We start from the raw sequence: 19303 nt of genomic DNA, 5'->3' as shown, positions 1-19303 counted from the left end.
TCCAATACCACTTGCAATTGCATAAACTATTTTTCATTTTTGACCATTGTATATATTAATATTATTATAACTAAATAGAACTATTAGAAGTAGAATGATTTTCTAAAAGGATTGCCTAATTCTTTAAATTGGCAATCACTTTTATTAATAAATTAGCTAAGTATACGAGTTTCAACTGGTTTTATTTTAAACCAAGCAGCATATAGTGCTGGTAAAAATAGTAAAATTAGTGCTGTTCCACCTATTGTTCCACCAATAAGTGTATATGCCATAGAACCCCAAAATACAGAATGAGTTAAAGGGATGAAAGCCAATGCAGCAGCAAGTGCTGTTAAAATAACTGGTCTTGCTCTTTGAACTGTTGCTTCAATTATTGCATCATATGAATGATGCCCTCTTTTTTCATTATCTTTGATTTGTACAATTAAAATAAGTGTGTTCCTCATCAAAATCCCAGAGAGTCCAATAAGTCCTAAAATTGCATTAAATCCAAATGGTTGATTAAACAAAAGTAAAATAGGAACTGCCCCAATTAAACCAAGAGGTGCTGTTAAAAATACCATTGTCATCATTGAAAGAGATCTTACTTGAACTACAATAACAAAAAGTGTTAAAATTATCATAATAGGGAAAATTGGTAAAAGTGCTTTATTTGCTTTCTCTGAATCTTCAATATTTCCTCCAACTTCAATACGATAACCTTGTGGTAATTTTGCTATTATTGGCTTAATTGCTTGATAAATCTCATTAGAAACTTGAGGTGGTTGTAAACCTTCAGCAATGTCACATCTAACACTAATTGTTGGTGTTCTATCTCTTCTGCGTAAAAATGAATCTTCATCTGTAACTTTAATTTCTCCTAATTGAGAAAGAGGAATAGCTTTACCTTCATTTGTTGTCAATGTTAAATTTGTAAGTTTATCAGGACTTAAACGATCAGTTCCATTACTTCGTGCAACTATATCAACTGTTCTAATATCTTCTCGCACTTGAGTAAGAGGAATACCTTTAAGTAAAAACTGTAGCTGTTCAGATACATCTTGTGGTGTTAAACCAATCAATCTTAAACGAGATTGATCCAACGCAAAATGAACTTCTGGAGTAAGTTCTCCCCAGTCTTGATTGATTTCTCTTGTGTTTGGATTATCTGTCATAACAGCTTTTATTTCATTAGCAATTTCTCTTAGTTTATCTGTATTTTCACCCATAACACGAAAATCCACAGGATATAAAGGGAAAGGTCCAAATACTAATTGAGAAACTCTAACATGTGCACTTGAGCCTAAACCCTTTACAACTTCTTCTCTAAATCTCCATTTTAAATTATCTCTATCTTGTGAATTTGCTGTTTTAATAATGATTTTTGCAAATGATGGATCTGGCAATTCTGGATTATATGAAAAGAAAAATCTTGTAGCTCCAGCACCTATATATGAAGTAACATTTTTGGCTTCTGGTTGTTTTAAAAGCCAAGTTTCAACTTCAGTAACAACTGCTTTTGTAGCTTCAATACTACTTCCTTTTGGCATTTGAATATCTGCTAATACTTCAGATCTATCTGATGTAGGGAAAAATTGTTGTTTTAACATACCCATTCCAATACCAGATACTAAAAACAATCCAATTACAGTAAAAATAACTGATTTTTTATGATTAACACCCCAAGTAACTGCTTTTCGTAATCTTTTATAATTTGGAGTATTATAAATAGCTTCATGTCCACCTTCTATTGGTTTAATATTAGGAAGTAGTTTTACTCCTAAATAAGGTGTAAATACAACAGCAACTACCCAAGAAACAAGAAGAGCAAAACCAACTATCCAAAAAATATTACCAGCATATTCTCCCGCTGTTGAATGGGCAAAACCAATTGGAATAAAACCAATAATAGTTACAAGTGTTCCTGATAACATAGGAGCTGCTGCATGTGTCCAAGCATAAGATGCTGCTTGTATTTTATCTAAGCCCTCTTCAAGTTTTACAACCATCATCTCAATAGCAATAATTGCATCATCAACTAAAAGCCCTAATCCAATAATTAAAGAACCCAAGGTCACACGATCTAATACTCTATCTGTCATAATCATAATAATAAAAACAATTGCCAAAGTAAGTGGAACAGCAGCAGCTACAACAATGCCAACTCTCCATCCCATACTAATTAGGCTTACAAGCATAACAACACAAAGAGCCACAACAAATTTCATTAAAAATTCATCAATAGAGTCTTTAATTACAACACCTTGGTCAGTTATTTTTGTAAAACTTATACCAGTAGGAAGTTGTGAAATAATTTTATTTTCTTCATTTTGTAAATTTTCTCCAAGGGTAAGACCATTAAATCCCTCTTTCATAACAACACCTAAAATAAGTGTAGGTTCTCCCTCATTATGAATTTGATAACTAGCAGGATCTTCATAACCCCGTTTGACTTGAGCAATATCTGAAAGTTTAAAAGTATGTCCATTGGCAACAATGGCGGTATTGCGAATTTTTTCCAAATCATCATAAGATGAGTCTAGTCTAATGAAAACTTCAGCTCCTTTGGTATTAATCGAACCAGAAGCAGTCATACTATTTTGATTTTGAATAGCACTAAAAATAGCTTTTGGATTAATTCCTAAATTTGCTAATTTGGCATAAGAGAATTCAACAAAGATTTTTTCAGCTTGTTCACCATAAATATGTACTTTTTTAACCCCATCAACATGTAAGAGTTGTTGACGTAAAACTTCAGCTTCACGAGCAAGTTTTCTTTGGGGTAAATCAGAAGATTTTAAAGAGTATAAAGTAAAAGTTACATCTGAATATTCATCATTAATAAAAGGGCCAACTACACCTGAGGGCAAACTTTTAGCCTCATCTCCTAATTTTTTACGAGCTTCATAAAACTGTTCTGCAACTTCTTTTGGAGGCATAGTATCTTTGAAAAAAAGTGTCATATTTGTATAACCAGGACGCATTAAAGTCTCAACATGGTCATACCATCTTAGTTCTTGCAACCTTTTTTCAAGTGGTTCTGCAACTAAGTTTTGCATCTCTTCAACAGTTGCTCCTGGCCAAACTGAAGTTACTGTCATAATTTTAATCGTAAAAGAGGGATCTTCTGCACGACCTAATTTTGAAAAAGCATAAATACCTGCAAAAGCAAAAGAAACCAGAAGAAAAAGTGTAATAGCCCTTTCTTTTACAGCAAGTGCTGAAAGATTAAACCCTTTCATTCTATTACCCTGTCACTCAATCTCACTTTTTGTCCCTCATGTAAATAGTGAGCACCTAAAGCTACAATTTTGTCATTTAGTCCAAGACCACTTTTTATAATAGCAGTTTCAGAAGTTAATGAAGTAATTTCAACTTTTTTAAATGAAATTGTAGAAGTAGATGAATCATACATCCATACTCCTGCACCTTTTCCTTCATTCGTTATTGCACCCAATGGAACTTCTATATCACTACTACTTTCATTAGTTGATAAATAAACTGTTACTGTTGCGCCTATTGGAGCTTTTTGCATATCACCACTTAAAATATAACGTGCTTCATATGTTCTTGTAGATGCATCTGCTGAATCAGATAATTGACGTAAAATAACACTACTTATAACATCATTACCAAAAAGCTTAGCTTGTGCTTTTGAGTTTAATTCAGGACGTACGGTTTCAGGTAAATCCACGGCTGCTTCCCTTGAGCCACTGTGCGCTAATTTAATAACTGTTTGTCCAGCATTTACAACTTGTCCAGCCTCACCAAGAACTTCAACTATTGTTCCATTTGAATCTGCATACAATATTGAATATAAAGCTTCATTTCTTGCAACTTGAACTTGTGCTTTTGCAGCATTTAGTTCTGCATATATTGAATCTGCTGCTGATTTTGCTTGATCATAAGCTTGTTGAGAGATTGCATTAACAGTTAATAATTTTTTATATCTTTTTTCATCTGTATTGGCTAATATAAATCGTGCTTCTAAAGCTTTTACAGCGTTATCTTTTGCTGCTATTGATAAATTAAGGTCATTATTATCAATTTTCATTAAAGCTTGTCCTTTTTTAACCTCTTGACCATTATCTACAAAACGATTGATAATTTTACCTGATACCCTAAATCCTAAATTACTTTGAACTTTTGCAGTTACAATACCTGTAAAACTTTGCTCTTGATTATTTGCTTTTTTTATACTAATTACACTTACAACTTTATCTTCTAAACGAGGATCTTTCACTTGTGATTCACAGCCAACTAAAAGAAAAGTTACGGATAATAGTGATATTAAAAAAAGATATTTATTTTTATGCATTTTGTTTTTCCTATACTTTTTTATTAAACTTTATTAATCATATTAAGAGCGAAACTTGGAGAAATACGATTTAACATTTTTAATGCATTTGTTTCACCTATTCCAATATCTTTTGTACCTTTATTAATCTCTTTTAGTGAACTATTCACAAGTGTTGTAGTTGTCATTATTTTCATTTTCTTAAGTTCTTCATTACTAAATTGATCTGTGATTGCTGTTTTTGTTACAGATGGAGCTATGTCATAAACATTAATATTTGTATTTTTCAACTGTATTCGTAATGATTTTGTAAATGATTGTAAAGCTGCTTTTGATGCACAATAAATTGGACTAGCTGCTAATGGTACAAAACCTAATGCAGATGTTATATTTATTATAGAAGCTTGTTTTTGCTTTTTAAGAAGTGGTAAAAATAGTGTACTCATAAAAATAGTACCATTTAAATTTGTTGTAATCTCTTCTGTAAGAATTTCATAATTTGACTCTTTTTGCAAGTCTATTTTTTTCATAATACCTGCATTATTGATTAAAATATTAAGTTCTGGGAATTCATATGAAATAATTTCATATAAGGCTTTTATATCTTTAGCACTTGACATATCACATTCAAAAATATGAATATTTTTTAGTTCTTCTTTTGCTTTTTCTAACTTTTGTTTATTTCGTCCTGTGATAATTACGGTATTTGTTTCACAAAGTTGTTTCGCAAATTCATAACCAATACCACTTGCTCCTCCTGTAATTAAAATTGTGTTTTTATTATTTGTTTTCATATTTTTCCTTTTTATTAAATTCATTCTTAGCCTCGGATATTTTTAAATATTATTGTTCCATTTGTACCACCAAAACCAAAAGAGTTATTCATGGCATAGAAAATTTTGTCTTGTCTTGCTATATTTGGAACATAGTCTAAATCACAACCATTTTGGATATCTTGATTTTTTGCCATTTTTACAGCTTTTTGCACTAGCACTTACTACTCCAAAATCAATATAATCTTTAGGGTCAAAATCTTTTATTTCACCTGCTGTTTAAACAGGAAGTTGTGATGCATCAAAATTTGATATTTTTGTAATTTCAATTTCACCTCTTATAATATTTGAAAAAGAGCTGTTCATATCTTTTCCAAGTGAAGTAATCATATCCATTCCAGTTATTACAACTCTTTTCATACTAATCCTTTGATTAAAATTATCATTTGACCTTGAAGTCAAAAAAAATTATAACAATATTTGACCTTGAAGTCAAGATATTTTGACTCTAAGGTCAATTTTTTGATATAATTCTTTAGAGGTAAACAATGAAAACAAAAAAAGATACAAAAGATTTATTATTAGAGATTACATTTGATGAAGTTTATACCTATGGTTATCAAGGGGCTTCAGTATTAAAAATCTTAGAAAAAGCAGAACTTAATAAAGGTTCTTTATACCACTATTTTAAAAATAAAAAAGAGATGGTACTAGAAGCTGTTGAAATAAAAAGTAGAGAAATCTTTGGACAAAAATATGAAGCAATAGTAAATGGAAATGCTCCATATTTAGAAAATTTTGAGAAAATGTTGATAGAATCATATGATTTAATATCTCAAAGAGGTTGTCCTTTAGCAAATCTAATTCAAGAGATGTCAAATCATGATAAAGAATTTGAAATACTGTTAAACAAACAGTATGATGGATTAAGAAATATTATTGAAAACATAATCATTAAAGCTGTAGAAAATAATGAACTCTCTTCAAAAGATACAAAAGAGTTATCATTATTTATACTTAGCACTATTGAAGGAAATATCTTAACAGCAAAGGCTTTTAAAGATAGAAATATTTATATTAGAAATACTAAATATTTATTTTATTGTTTAAAATTAAGCACAATTTATTAATAAATAAAAGTTAAATAAAATAATATAGAAGAACTACTAAAAAAACAAAGCTCAATGTAGAATCAGGCAATAATTATGGAAGATTGTTATAGGGAAAATTTGTTATATATAGTATAATCTTTTATTTATAAAAGGAGTTTTTTTATGAATGAATTATTAGATTTGAGCAGAAAAGATTTAATAAATTTTTTAAAAGACAAATTTGATGAAAAAGAAGGCTTACTTAATACAAAAATACCTTCTTTACATCTTTATTCAACAACAACATTATCTGAATTTGTAAGTGTAATTTTTGAACCATCAATTTGTATTGCATTACAAGGTTCAAAAGCTGTAGGTTTTGGTGATGATATGTATGGATACAATGAATCAAAGTTTTTATTAGCTTCAACACATGTTCCAGCAAATGTTAGAATTGAAGAAGCCTCTGAAGAAAAACCTTATCTAGCTTTAAAAATTACATTTAGTTTAGAACAAATTTATGAAGTATTAAAAGAGCTAAATGATACACAAGCTAAATCAAAAAAGAAACCAGATAAAGGTCTATTTTTTGATGATATGAGTATGGATTTATTAAACCCTATTTCAAGATTGATTAAACTTTTAGATACTCCTCAAAAAAATATTGATTTCTTATCACCATTTATTATCAAAGAGATTTTATATGTTTTACTAAATGGAAATAGTGGAGATTTTTTAAAACAATATGTTATGGAAGGTTCAATATCAAGTCAGATTGTAAAAGTAATCACTGAAATTAGAAATAATTTTGCAGAAAATTTAAATATTAAAGAATTATCAAAAAAAATGTCAATTAGTGAATCATCTTTATATACAAATTTTAAAAAAATAACAACACTAACACCGATACAATTCCAAAAAAAACTTAGACTTGAAGAAGCAAAACAGATGTTATTAAATCAAAATATTGATGCATCACAAGTAGCTTTTCTTGTGGGTTATGAAAGTCCTTCACAATTTAGTCGCGAATACTCAAGAATGTATGGATTACCGCCAAAAGCACATATAAGTCTTCTAAAAGCAAATATTGCATAATTCTTAGTTTAAAGAATTATGCAATAAATATATTCATCCATATATGAATTTTTAAGATTTTCTAATTTTTATAAAATAATAATTTAAACTCTTTTTACTTCTATTGATTGTTTTTTCATTTTAAATAATTCACAATCTTCATTTTCAAATTCATCATAATCTAAAATTTCAAAGTTATCATCAAAAAAAGTTTTTAACTCATCTTTTTGTAATAAGAAATCAGGATTTGAAGCTGGTTTTTCATTTAACATATGGTGCATATAAGTTTCTATAAAAAGAATTCCATCAATTTTGAGTGCAGATGCTAATTTTGGTATTAGATTTCTATCAAGAAAATTTGTCATTATAATCAGGTCATAAGAGTTTTTAGGAATTTCATAATCATCTAAATCAACTAACTTACAAGTTATATTTTTAAAATTCTTTTTAGCAAGTTCATTTAATGCAACTTGTGAAATATCAATAGCAAGAACTTCAAAACCTTTTGATGCCAAATAAATAGAATTTCTTCCAGCTCCACAAGCCACATCAAGAGCCTTTTTACCTTTTACTTTATCTAATAAATTTATTAGTTTCTTACTTGCTTCTCTTTTTTGGAGTAAAAATGGAGTATTTTCATATTTTTTGTCCCATTTTAATTTGTCATTTTGTGCCATTTAATGTACTTTCTTTTTAAAATTTATACTTTTATTTTAACTCTTTTTGTTTAAATATAACTAATTTACTAATTCATAGAATTAGGCAATGAATATAAACTATCATTCTATCTACTAATTCTGCCAAAAAAATATAATTACTATATAAAATAAAAAGGAAGAGATTAAATGAAAAATGTATTAATTCTAGGAGCAAATGGTCAAATTGCAAAAGAAGTAATTAAACTTTTCCTTGAAGAAGCAGATATAAAATTAACTCTTTTCCTAAGGCAAGCTCAACGTTTAAGATTTTTAGATAACAATTCACAAATTTGCATTATAGAAGGAGATGTCTTAAATTTAAGTGATTTAGAAAAAGCAATGGAAAATAAAGATGTAGTTTATGCAAATTTAGCTGGTGATTTAGAAAATCATGCAAAAAATATAATTAAAGCCATGAAAAACACAGGATTACAAAAACTAATCTTTATTAGTTCCATTGGAATATATGATGAAGTGTTGCTGATTTAGTCAACAAATTAGTTAAAAATGTAAATATTGAAATAAGAAAAAGTTTAGGGCTACATAGAAAAAATATAATAAAAAGGATAGAAAATGAATTATAGAAAATTTGCAAATACACATATAGAATTATCAAAAATTGGTTTAGGTTGTATGGGAATGAGTGCTGCTTATGGTGAGGATAAAGATGATAAAGAGAGTATTGCAACACTTGAGCGTTCAATTGAACTTGGAATTAATTTTTGGGATAGTGCTGATATTTATGCAAATGGGACAAATGAAAAGTTAATTTCACAAGTGCTTAAAAATAATAGAGACAAAATATTTATGGCTACAAAATTTGGATTTAGAATGCCAGATAATAAAGGAGATTCTTTTATAGCTAGTGGTATTTATGTTGATTGTTCTGTAAAACATATAAAAGAGGCTGTTGAAAATAGTTTAAAAAGATTAAAAACTGATTATATAGATTTATATTATGCACATAGAATTGATCCAAATATTCCCTTAGAAGAGACTATTGAGGCAATGTCACAATTAGTTAAAGAGGGGAAAGTAAAATATTTAGGACTTAGTGAATGTACAGCAGATGAATTAAAAAAAGCCCACACAATTCACCCTATTTCAGCACTTCAAAGTGAATATTCACTTCTATATAGAGAAGTTGAAAAAGAGATCTTACCTCTTACAAAAGAGTTAGGAATTACTTTTGTTCCTTTTGCACCATTAGGAAGAGGACTTATGTCAAATAAATTAGACATTAATTCACTTTCAAGTAGTGATTTTAGAAAAAATCTTCCAAGATATGAAGGAGAATATTTACAAAATAATCAAAAACTAACTGCTGCATTAGAGGAGTTAGCACTTAGTAAAAATGTAACAACAGCTCAAGTAGCAATTGCTTGGGTAATTGCTCAAAGTGATAATATTATTCCAATTCCTGGAACTAAAAAAAGAACTTATTTAGAATCAAATGCCAAAGCTGTCGATTTAAATTTAAGCTCATCTGATTTAGAAAAAATCGAAGTTATATTAAAAAAATATCCAAATGTTGGCCCAAGATATTCGCAAAGAGAAAATAAATTTATTAAAAAATCATAATTTTGTATCTTGTAGGATTAGGCAATTAATTTAGAATATTATTCTATAGTAAAACCGCATAATCAAATTATAATAAGAAAAATAAAAGGAGCTAAAATGCAAAATTTTACATTCTATAATCCAACAAAAATTGAGTTTGGAAAAGATAAAGAAAAAGAAATAGGAACACATTTAAAAAAATGTAATATCAAAAAAGTACTTCTTACATATGGAAGCGAAAGAATTAAAAAAGATGGACTTTTTGATATTGTTGAAAAAAGTTTAAATGAAAATAATATTGAATTCATCGCTGTTGGTGGAATTGTTAGTAATCCTGTTCTTTCAAAAGTTTATGAAATAATTTCTATTGCAAAAGAAGAAAAAGTTGATGCAATTTTAAGTGTTGGTGGTGGTTCTGTTTTAGATAGTTCTAAAGCTATTGCTGCGGGTGCTTTATATGATGGCGATGTTTGGGATTTTTTCATTGGAAAAGCTCTTGTTCAAAAAGCTTTACCAATTTTTGATATTTTAACATTAGCAGCAACTGGAAGTGAAATGAACTGTGGTGCAGTTATAACAAATGAAAATACAAAACAGAAATATGCAATTCAATCACCATTACTTTATCCAAAAGTTTCAGTTATCAATCCTGAATTAATGAAAACAATATCTAAAGATTATTTAGTATATTCAGCTGCTGATATTATTGCTCATTCAATTGAAGGATATTTTACAGCAACAATTCACCCAACTTATATTAATAGACAAATTGAAGCCATTATTAAAACAGTAATGCAAACAACAGAAATCTTAATACACAATCCAGATGATTATAATGCAAGGGCAGAGTTTGCATGGGCAGCTACAAATGCATTAAATGGTTTAACATATGTTGGAATATCAGAATTCTCATATCCAAATCATATGATAGAACATTCACTTTCTGCTTTATATAATGTGCCTCATGGAGCAGGACTTTCAGTTGTAATGCCAGCGTGGATGAAATGGTATAAAAGTAAAAATGAAGCTCAATTTAAAAGATTTGCAAAAGAGATTTTTGAACTTGAAACAGCAGAGGAAGGAATTGATGCACTTGAAGCTTGGTTTAATAAAGTGGGAACTCCAACAAAACTTAGTCAATTTAATATTCAAATAAGTGATACAGATAAGATATTAGAGAACTTATTAGAAAATGCTCAATATTTTGGAATCAAAGAAATTTACACAAAAGATGTTTTAACAAAAATTTTAAATAATGCTTTTTAGAAAAACAAAAAAGACTTTATAAAGTAAAAAAATAGCTTGTATATTTATCAATATACAAGCTATTAACTGTTAAATTTCATCTTCTGCTATTACTATATTTTTCCCACTATTTTTGGCTTTATATAAAACAGTATCAACTCTTTTAAATAATTTTTCTTTATTATCACTATCATTACAAACTGCAACTCCAAAACTACACGTTACCTCATAATTTAAAGTATCAAATTTATATCCTGAAATGACATTTTTCAAATTTGTTGCTACAAGTTTAGCTTGTTCAAGACTTGTTCCAGGTAAAAGAATCACAAACTCTTCGCCACCCCATCTTGAAAGAGTATCTGTACTTCTGATATTTTGTGATATTAATTTTGTCATTACTTTTAAAACATCATCACCTATATCATGCCCAAAGGTATCATTTATTGATTTAAAATTATCAATATCAAGTAATATAATACTAAGTTGATTTCTTTGCATTTTTGCTTTTTGAAATTCTAAATCAAAAAACTCTTCAAATTTCATTCTATTAAAAACACCTGTTAAAACATCAATAGAAGCTTGTTCTTCAAAAGTTTGAGCCATAGAATATAATTCATCAACTTTATGTTTCATGGCTTTATTTAAAGTGCTTAGTTGCTCTTTTGCTTGTTCAAATTCAGTTACATCATGTCGAATTGCAATATATTCAACTATATCGCCATCTATATCTAAAATAGGAACTATTGTAGAATAAACCGTATAACTTTTTCCATCTTTTTGAATATTTGTTATTAATCCATTCCAAGTTTTTTTTGCTTTTATTGTGTCCCAAAGCTCTTTATAAATTCGTGAAGGCATAGTTGGATGACGTACAATATTATGTGGTCTTCCAATTAACTCTTCTCTTTTATAACCTGAAACTTCACAAAATTTATCATTTACATAAGTGATAATACCTTTTGGATTTGTTTTAGAAACAATATTACTTAAATCAACTGCTTTTTTATATTCATTTAATAAATTTGAATGATCAGCTCTATAATCAGTATCTTTATCTTTTATTTGCTCATAAGTATTAAATAGTTCATTACTTATTTTTAAAAAGTTTTTTTCTACATCGTCTAATAAAACAAAAGAGAAAATACCCTCTTTATAAAAATAATAAGTAAGACTATTCTTTAAACAAGTTAATAGTGTAAATAGCTCAGAGATATTAAAAAAAGATTTATTTAATATCTGCAAGAATTTTGTTTTTACTGGACACTCTGATATTTCCACATCCCATTGCATCACTCCAATAAGACAATCAAAAAACTCATAAAAAACCTTTCTATCTTCTGAACTTAAAACTAATTCATGAATAGCAAAAATATTTTTAACTTCATCAATACTAAGCCAATTATCTATAATCAAATTTTTATTAATTCTAAGAAAATCACAAAACTCTTTTAATTGAACTACTCTTTTCACCCTATTCCTTAACTTTTAAGTTATAAACAATTAATTTATACTAATTATTTTCAGCTATATCTTGTAAAAATTTAATTGTCATTCTAACACCTGTTCCACTTGCCCCATGTGGATTATATCCCCAAGGTTTTTCTACAAATGCAGGTCCAGCTATATCAAAGTGAATCCATTTTTCTTTATTTTCTTCATAAATAAAGTTATCCAAAAACATTCCAGCTGTAATTGCTCCACCATATCTTGTGCTTGCAATATTACAAATATCAGCAATTTCTGATTTAATTGCTTTTTTTAGGAATCTATTAAAATCTAAACTTGTAGCATATTCACCAGATTTCAAAGCAGATAAAACAGCATTTCTTTTTAGTATTTCATTATTTCCCATAACTCCTGTTGTATATTCACCAACTCCAACAACACAAGCGCCAGTTAATGTTGCATAATCAAAAATATAATCAACATCTTTTATTTCATCTTGTGCATAACATAAACAATCAGCAAGAACAAGTCTTCCCTCGGCATCTGTATTTCGTACTTCTATTGTTTTACCATTTTTTGCTTTTAAAACATCATCAGGTTTATATGCATTTCCACCAATCATATTTTCAACGGCTCCTACAATTCCATGAACTTCAAAAGGAAGTTCTAATTTTGCAATTGCCCAAAGTGTTGACATAACAGCACAACCACCAGATTTATCAGCTTTCATAGTAACCATAAAATCAGCAGGTTTTAAAGATAATCCTCCCGAATCATAAGTTAAACCTTTTCCAACTAATACAATTTTTGCTTGTGGGTTTTTAGGTTTGTAAGTTAAGTGAATAAGTTTTGATTCATGAACAGAAGCACGACCAACGCTAAGCATTGCATTCATTCCATTCTCTTTTAAAAACTTTTCACCCTCAATTTTAACTTCAATATCAGCGCTTTTTGCAAGTTTTTTTGCAATTTTAGCCATAACTTCTGGATAAAAATCAGCTGGTGGAGTATTTACCATATTTCTTGTTTTATTTACAGCTTTTGTGATAATTTTTGATTCATTTAATATTTGCTCTAATTTATCGTTTTTATCAGATACTAAAATTTGTACTTCTATTTTCTTTCTATTTTTTTCTGATTTGTAGTTTTCAAATTTGTATTCACCTAAAAATAAACCCTCAACTAAAGCTTTGAAATTATTTTCTAAAACATCATTTAGTTCAATTTTTGCATTTGCAAATTTTGTTGTTTGAAGTTTTTTAATTGCAGTTGCACTAGCAATTGCAATTGAGTCATAATCTTCTTCTTCATAACCTACATAAATCTTTTTTGATTCTGCTAATAATACACAAGCTTCATCTTTTGCTTTAAACTCTAAAGTTTCTAAGAGCTCTTTATCAACTAAATTTTTAATATCTTTTACAAAAATAATTTCAATTTCTGAACCATTTTTTTCTGCATCTTTATCAATCAAATTGATTTTCATTTTTACTTCCTTTTTCTACTTTTTTTGTAGCTTTATTAAAATAATATACAATACTTCCACCTAAGACTAAAGCGATTGATATAGCCAAATACCAATGTTCTTTAGCCCATTCAAGAACAACTAAAATTTCATCACCAAAATACCAAACTGGAACAATCGTTAAAGCTGCCCAGCACCAAGCGGATAAAAGATTTATAAAAGCAAACATTCTAGCACTATATCTTGTAAGACCAATAGAAATTGGTATGATAGTTCGCATTCCATACATATATCTTTGAACAAAAATTATTGGCCAACCATGTTTTTTTAAAAGTAAATGAGCAAATGCAAATTTTCTTCTCTGACCTCTAAATTTTTTATGAACATATGACTTATTAAATCTACCAATATAAAAGTAAACTTGATCTCCTGCAAAGCCACCAAGACCTGCTACAAATATTGCAATGTAAAGATTCATATCTCCTGCATGAGATAATAAACCAGCCATTACCAAACCAGCTTCACCCTCAAGCATACTCCAAATAAATAAAATTATATATCCATACTTTTTGAGTAAATAAACAAATTTTTCTTCAATTCCAACTACTGGTGCTTGATATAAATTATACACCAAAAATATAAAGAATATAAGCAAAAAAGATGCTAATATTTTCCCAGAATGAGGCTGAATTTTCCTAAAAAGTTCTTTCACAATGCCCCTTATTCAAAATTTAACAAACTCTTTGCTTGTACCATGTCTTTGTCCCCACGTCCTGATAAACTCACAACAACTATCTTATCTTTAAATTTATCTTTTGCTTTTTTCAAATATGCAATTGCATGAGCTGATTCGAAAGCTGGAATGATTCCCTCACTTCTACTAAGCCATACAAAAGCATCTAAAGCTTCTTTATCTGTAATTGAATCATATTGAACTGATTTATTATCTTTATGAAAAGAGTGTTCAGGTCCAATTCCTGGATAATCAAGTCCTGCACTAAATGAATGAGCTTCTAAAACTTGTCCATCTTCATCTTGAAGTAAATATGAACATTGTCCATGTAAAACTCCAGGACTTCCTTTTTCTAGAGAACAACCATGTTTATCAGTATCAAGACCTAAACCACCAGCTTCAATTCCAATACAAGTAACTTCTTTATCTTCTAAAAAGTGTGAAAACATTCCAATAGCATTAGATCCACCACCAATACATGCAAGTACATAATCAGGTAATCTTCCCTCTTTTTCAAGTATTTGTTTTCTTGATTCAAATCCAATAACTGCTTGGAAATCACGAACCATCATAGGATATGGATGAGGACCAGCAACTGTACCTATTATATAAAAAGTATCTCGTGCATTTGTAACCCAGTATCTAATCGCATCATTCATAGCATCTTTTAATGTTTTACTTCCACTTTGAACAGCAATGACTTTTGCTCCTAAAAGTTTCATTCTAAATACATTTAATTCTTGTCTCTCAACATCTTTTGCACCCATAAAAATAGTACATTCAAGTCCCATAAGTGCAGCAATTGTTGCAGTTGCAACTCCATGTTGACCAGCACCAGTTTCTGCTATTACTTTTGTTTTACCAAGTTTCTTTGCAAGTAAACCCTGAGCAATTACATTATTTATTTTATGAGCACCAGTATGATTTAAATCTTCTCTTTTTAAATATACTTTTGCACCTATTTCATCACTTACATTTTTAGCAAAATATAAAGGATTCTCTCGTCCTACATAATCTTTTAATAAATAATTAACCTCTGCCCAAAATTCTTTATCAAATCTATATTTTTTATATTCAACTTCTAATTCTTTTAAAATTGGCATTAATGTTTCAGGAACATATTGTCCTCCGAAAATACCAAATTGACCTTTCTCATCTGGGTCGTATATACTTGGTTTTGGAATATAATTACTCATTTATTTCTCTTTTTATTAAATTATTAAATTTCTAACACCGAATAAACTGGCACAATATCTCTAAGTTTTTTTGCACCATCTAATATTTGTATATTCATTAAAAAACACACCTCAACTAAATTTACATCTAATTTTTTGATTAATGTAGCAGCTGCGTTTGCAGTTCCACCACTAACAATAATATCATCAATTAATAAAACATTTACATTTTTTTCATTATTAAAAGCATCAAGGTGAACTTCTACTTCATCAAAGCCATATTCAAGCTCATATTTTTCACATACAGTTGTACTTGGAAGTTTACCTTTTTTTCTAACTGGAACAAAACCAACACCTAATCTATCAGCTAATGCTGCACCAAAAATAAAACCTCTTGAGTCAATTCCTGCGACATAATCTAAATCATAAGATTTATATCTTTGTTCTAAATGGTTCATTAAAAGCTTGAATGCTTCTTTATTATTTAATAAAGTTGTAATATCTTTAAAAACTATTCCATGCTTTGGGAAATCATTAACACTTCTTATTGAATCTAATAATATTTTTTTGTCTTTTTCGCTTAATATAATATTTTCACTCAATCAAAATCCTTTTATACTCACTACTTTGTGAAAAGCTGTTTATTCTATCTAAATATTTATTATTGTTTTATGATGTTTTTTAAATATTTAAGAATATATTAAATATAATATTTTATATTATTAGTTAGGCTAAAATGAAATTATTAATTCTTATTTTTCTATTTATAAACTTATATTCACAAGAACTCCAAAAAGCAAAAACATATGATAAATCAATACATAAAATTAACAACTGGTATATGAGTGAAAAACTTGATGGAATTAGGGCATATTGGAATGGCAAAGAGTTTTTAAGTAAAAATGGAAATAAAATTTATGCCCCAGATTGGTTTATAAAAGATTTTCCAGATTTTGAACTTGATGGGGAATTATGGACTAAAAGAGACGACTTTGAAAATATTCAGAATATTGTTTTAGATACTACTCCATCATCAAGATGGGGAAAAATAACTTATAATATCTTTGAAGTTCCAAATACAGCAGGAAATTTTGATAAAAGATTAGAAAAAATAAGAAATTACTTAGATAAAAATCCAAATAAATTTATTAAAATAATTCCTCAAATAATCTGTAAAAATGATGCGCAACTAAATAATTATTTAAAAAAACTTATTGATGAAAAAGCTGAGGGATTGATGTTAAAAAATCCAAAATTAGAATATTTTAGTGGTAGAAGTGAAAATATTTTGAAGGTTAAAAAATTTTATGATGATGAAGCTTTAGTTATTGGTTTAAACTATTCAAAAGTAAATGAATTTAAAAGTTTAAAAGTAAAATTAAAAAATGGAATTATTTTTAATTTAGGAGGAGGTTTTTCAGATATGCAAAGAAAAAATCCTCCTAAAATTGGAGATATTGTAACTTTTAAATATTATGATTTAACAAAAAATTCTAAACCAAAATTTGCTTCTTTTTTACGAATTAGAAAAGAAGAGTAAGGATTTAGTAAAGTTCATAAGATGTTGTTACAATGTTAGCATCTTTAATTTTTTTGCAAATTGTTGTATCTTTTGTAGAATCAACAGTTAGTTCAATCTTTTTATCATTATTATCTGAAGTTTTTATTTCAAGACTTAAACAACTATTCTTATCAACTAATGTTGTATCAGTTTGAGTCCAATTAGTATCATTTACACTTAAAGCATCACTAATTTTATCAATTTTTTGATTTAGCAAATAATAACTTTGAATTGAAGTAACCGCGGTGTTTATGTCTCTTTTTATTGTTGACACTAAAGCTGTGTCTTTAGTTTCCATATATTTTGGAATTGCGAAGGATGCCACAATTCCCAAAATTACAATTGCAAAGATAAGTTCTAAAAGTGAAAATGCTGACTTCATAATAATCCTTAAAAATAATTTTAAAGATTATAATTAGTTATTTCTTAGAATAAGATAATTAATTATTTAACTTATGCTCAAATTCTGGAACTATCTCTTTTAATTTTGAAATTTTATCTTCACATACTAATAATTCTTGAATTTTTTTATTTAGTTCATCAATATCAAAATAAGTCGCATTTGCAACTGTGATTGATTCATAATCTGTTCTTTTATCACTTTCATTTATTAAAAGCTCTTCATAAAGTTTTTCACCCGTTCTTAAACCACAATATTTTATTTCAATATTTTCTTTACCTGATAAGGCAATCATTTTTTTTGCTAAATCAACTATTTTAATAGGTTCACCCATATCTAAAATAAATATCTCTCCACCTTTTCCAATACTTGCAGCTTGAAGAACTAATTCGCAAGCTTCAGGAATTAACATAAAATATCTTGTAATATCTGGATGAGTAACAGTTATAGGACCACCAGCTTCTATTTGAGCTTTAAATTTAGGAATAACACTTCCACTACTTCCTAAAACATTTCCAAATCTAACTGCTACTATTTCAGTTGTGTTACTTTTTACATTTTGAGTATATAATTCACAAATTCTTTTTGTTGTTCCCATTACATTTGTTGGTCGAACTGCTTTATCTGTTGAAATTAATACAAATTTTTCAACGCCATATTTTATTGAAATATCTATGCAGTTTTTTGTACCTATAATATTATTAGAAATGCCTTCTAAAATATTATCTTCAACTAAAGGAACATGTTTATATGCAGCTGCGTGTATTACTATTTGTGGTTTATATTTTGAAAATGTATTTTCTAAAAAATCTGAATTTCTTACTGTTTGCATTACAGGGATTACATCATCACCTTTTAACTCTTCCATAATTGAATAAAGATTAAATTCACTGTGATCTAAAAGTATTAATTGTTTTGCACCAAAGAGTTTACATTGTCTACTTATTTCACTTCCAATACTTCCACCTGCACCTGTGATTAAAACTACTTTATTTTTTATAAAATTCTCTATTTGTTTTTTATCTAAATCTTTTGGATGACGAGCAAGTAAGTCTTCTACTGAAATATCTTTTAACTGTTTTGTAAACTCTTCTTTTCTTAATATTTTTTCAATTGTTGGTAATATTTTAATAGTTGCAAAATAATTTTGCATATTTTCATAAACTAATTTTATTTGCTCTTTTGTTGCTGATGGAATTGCAACAACCATCATATCAAACTTCTGTCCCTCATATAAACTACAATATTTATCCCGTGAATATATAGAAATACCATCTATACTTCTATGATGTAAAATTTCATCATCATCAATAAAACATACAAGATGATATTCACTATTTAAAAATTCTCGTTGAAGTTGAAGTCCTGCTTTACCCGCTCCATAAATAACCAATTTTTTTGTTTTTTTGTTTTTTCCAACTGTATGATAATACTTGTAAACATACACTAAAATATTTACAGCAAAAGTATAAAATATCAAATCAATAAACATAATATTAAAATGAAATTTAAATCCATAATATAATATTGGCATATAAATTAAAAAACTAATTATTGCTAATATAACTTTCATAAGTCCCGTTTTTGTAGATGCTTTTGACCATGAAAGTTTATAATCATCAAAAAATAAAAAAGAACAAATAACTCTTGTAAATAGAATAATACTCAAAGCAACTATAGACAACTCTTTTGCTAATAAAACTGTTACTAGAAAAAAAGTAAAAACAGATATCACTAATGTTGCTATAATTCCTAGAAATCTTTTGTCTTGTAAATAATTCATGAAAACCTTTTTAATAATTATTT

At 28.0% G+C, this 19303-nt stretch carries 19 protein-coding genes; 6 read left to right on the top strand and 13 right to left on the bottom strand.

The window, feature by feature from the left end:
* Window positions 1-152: 152 nt before the first annotated feature.
* Genes AVENP_RS04815 through AVENP_RS04795 form a run of 5 tightly spaced genes read right to left on the bottom strand, consistent with a single transcriptional unit; the run spans window position 153 to window position 5469 of the window.
* Window positions 153-3221 (bottom strand): efflux RND transporter permease subunit, encoded by a 3069-nt coding sequence (locus AVENP_RS04815; protein ID WP_128360307.1) that lies wholly within the window; start codon window positions 3219-3221, stop codon window positions 153-155.
* Window positions 3218-4297 carry an efflux RND transporter periplasmic adaptor subunit gene (locus tag AVENP_RS04810; RefSeq protein WP_128360306.1) on the bottom strand — a complete coding sequence of 360 codons (1080 nt, stop codon included), beginning with the start codon at window positions 4295-4297 and terminating at the stop codon, window positions 3218-3220. Before AVENP_RS04810 ends, AVENP_RS04815 begins: the two co-directional genes overlap by 4 nt.
* Window positions 4298-4320: 23 nt before the next feature.
* Window positions 4321-5070: an SDR family oxidoreductase gene (locus tag AVENP_RS04805; RefSeq protein ID WP_172664214.1), complete on the bottom strand. Its 750-nt coding sequence runs from the start codon at window positions 5068-5070 to the stop codon at window positions 4321-4323.
* A gap of 26 nt (window positions 5071-5096) precedes the next feature.
* A complete protein-coding gene (locus tag AVENP_RS04800) occupies window positions 5097-5270 on the bottom strand; it encodes a hypothetical protein (protein WP_153802258.1) in 174 nt (57 codons plus the stop codon).
* A 58-nt stretch (window positions 5271-5328) separates the two neighbouring features.
* Window positions 5329-5469 carry a beta-ketoacyl synthase N-terminal-like domain-containing protein gene (locus tag AVENP_RS04795; RefSeq protein ID WP_153802257.1) on the bottom strand — a complete coding sequence of 47 codons (141 nt, stop codon included), beginning with the start codon at window positions 5467-5469 and terminating at the stop codon, window positions 5329-5331.
* A gap of 128 nt (window positions 5470-5597) precedes the next feature.
* Here AVENP_RS04795 and AVENP_RS04790 point away from each other — a divergent pair, with 128 nt between their 5' ends.
* Window positions 5598-6179, top strand: a complete 582-nt coding sequence (locus tag AVENP_RS04790; RefSeq protein WP_128360304.1) for a TetR/AcrR family transcriptional regulator — start codon at window positions 5598-5600, stop codon at window positions 6177-6179.
* A 144-nt stretch (window positions 6180-6323) separates the two neighbouring features.
* Window positions 6324-7235 carry an AraC family transcriptional regulator gene (locus tag AVENP_RS04785; RefSeq protein WP_128360303.1) on the top strand — a complete coding sequence of 304 codons (912 nt, stop codon included), beginning with the start codon at window positions 6324-6326 and terminating at the stop codon, window positions 7233-7235.
* 83 nt (window positions 7236-7318) lie between these two features.
* Here AVENP_RS04785 and AVENP_RS04780 read toward each other — a convergent pair whose 3' ends face one another.
* Entirely contained in the window at window positions 7319-7891 is a 573-nt protein-coding gene (locus AVENP_RS04780) for a class I SAM-dependent methyltransferase (protein WP_128360302.1), read from the bottom strand.
* 168 nt (window positions 7892-8059) lie between these two features.
* Here AVENP_RS04780 and AVENP_RS04775 point away from each other — a divergent pair, with 168 nt between their 5' ends.
* The 3 genes from AVENP_RS04775 (at window position 8060) to AVENP_RS04765 (ending at window position 10738) form a co-directional block, all read left to right on the top strand.
* Window positions 8060-8401, top strand: a complete 342-nt coding sequence (locus AVENP_RS04775; RefSeq protein WP_128360301.1) for an NAD(P)H-binding protein — start codon at window positions 8060-8062, stop codon at window positions 8399-8401.
* Window positions 8402-8485: 84 nt separating this feature from the next.
* On the top strand, window positions 8486-9493 hold the full coding sequence (locus AVENP_RS04770; protein ID WP_128360300.1) for an aldo/keto reductase: 1008 nt from the start codon (window positions 8486-8488) through the stop codon (window positions 9491-9493).
* A 96-nt stretch (window positions 9494-9589) separates the two neighbouring features.
* Window positions 9590-10738 carry an iron-containing alcohol dehydrogenase gene (locus AVENP_RS04765; protein ID WP_128360299.1) on the top strand — a complete coding sequence of 383 codons (1149 nt, stop codon included), beginning with the start codon at window positions 9590-9592 and terminating at the stop codon, window positions 10736-10738.
* Window positions 10739-10807: 69 nt separating this feature from the next.
* Here the strand turns inward: AVENP_RS04765 and AVENP_RS04760 are convergent, their stop codons facing one another.
* From AVENP_RS04760 to AVENP_RS04740, 5 genes are read right to left on the bottom strand one after another with little or no spacing between them, the layout of a single operon-like run.
* Window positions 10808-12187: a sensor domain-containing diguanylate cyclase gene (locus tag AVENP_RS04760; RefSeq protein WP_128360298.1), complete on the bottom strand. Its 1380-nt coding sequence runs from the start codon at window positions 12185-12187 to the stop codon at window positions 10808-10810.
* Window positions 12188-12227: 40 nt separating this feature from the next.
* Complete coding sequence (locus AVENP_RS04755; RefSeq protein WP_128360297.1) at window positions 12228-13649, bottom strand: leucyl aminopeptidase; 1422 nt, start codon at window positions 13647-13649, stop codon at window positions 12228-12230.
* The gene (locus AVENP_RS04750; RefSeq protein WP_128360296.1) at window positions 13630-14340 is read right to left on the bottom strand and encodes a DedA family protein; all 711 of its coding nucleotides are present in this window, start codon (window positions 14338-14340) and stop codon (window positions 13630-13632) included. The genes AVENP_RS04755 and AVENP_RS04750 overlap by 20 nt, the downstream gene beginning before the upstream one ends.
* An 8-nt stretch (window positions 14341-14348) precedes the next feature.
* Window positions 14349-15557 (bottom strand): tryptophan synthase subunit beta, encoded by a 1209-nt coding sequence (gene trpB / locus AVENP_RS04745; protein WP_128360295.1) that lies wholly within the window; start codon window positions 15555-15557, stop codon window positions 14349-14351.
* Window positions 15558-15580: 23 nt separating this feature from the next.
* Window positions 15581-16138, bottom strand: coding sequence for an adenine phosphoribosyltransferase (locus AVENP_RS04740; protein ID WP_228201917.1), 558 nt, complete (start codon window positions 16136-16138; stop codon window positions 15581-15583).
* Between the two features lie 134 nt (window positions 16139-16272).
* On the opposite strand from AVENP_RS04740, the gene AVENP_RS04735 reads away from it, so the two are divergent.
* On the top strand, window positions 16273-17076 hold the full coding sequence (locus tag AVENP_RS04735; RefSeq protein ID WP_128360294.1) for a DNA ligase: 804 nt from the start codon (window positions 16273-16275) through the stop codon (window positions 17074-17076).
* Between the two features lie 4 nt (window positions 17077-17080).
* Here AVENP_RS04735 and AVENP_RS04730 read toward each other — a convergent pair whose 3' ends face one another.
* Together AVENP_RS04730 and AVENP_RS04725 are read right to left on the bottom strand one after the other, a co-directional pair.
* Window positions 17081-17479: a type II secretion system protein gene (locus tag AVENP_RS04730; protein ID WP_128360293.1), complete on the bottom strand. Its 399-nt coding sequence runs from the start codon at window positions 17477-17479 to the stop codon at window positions 17081-17083.
* 58 nt (window positions 17480-17537) lie between these two features.
* Entirely contained in the window at window positions 17538-19280 is a 1743-nt protein-coding gene (locus AVENP_RS04725) for a polysaccharide biosynthesis protein (protein ID WP_128360292.1), read from the bottom strand.
* Window positions 19281-19303: the final 23 nt, after the last annotated feature.

Source organism: Arcobacter venerupis, from assembly GCF_013201665.1.
Classification (GTDB): Bacteria; Campylobacterota; Campylobacteria; order Campylobacterales; family Arcobacteraceae; genus Aliarcobacter; species Aliarcobacter venerupis.
The sequence above is the reverse complement of the archived record's forward strand: the minus strand, read 5'-3'. Positions and strand labels throughout refer to the sequence as shown.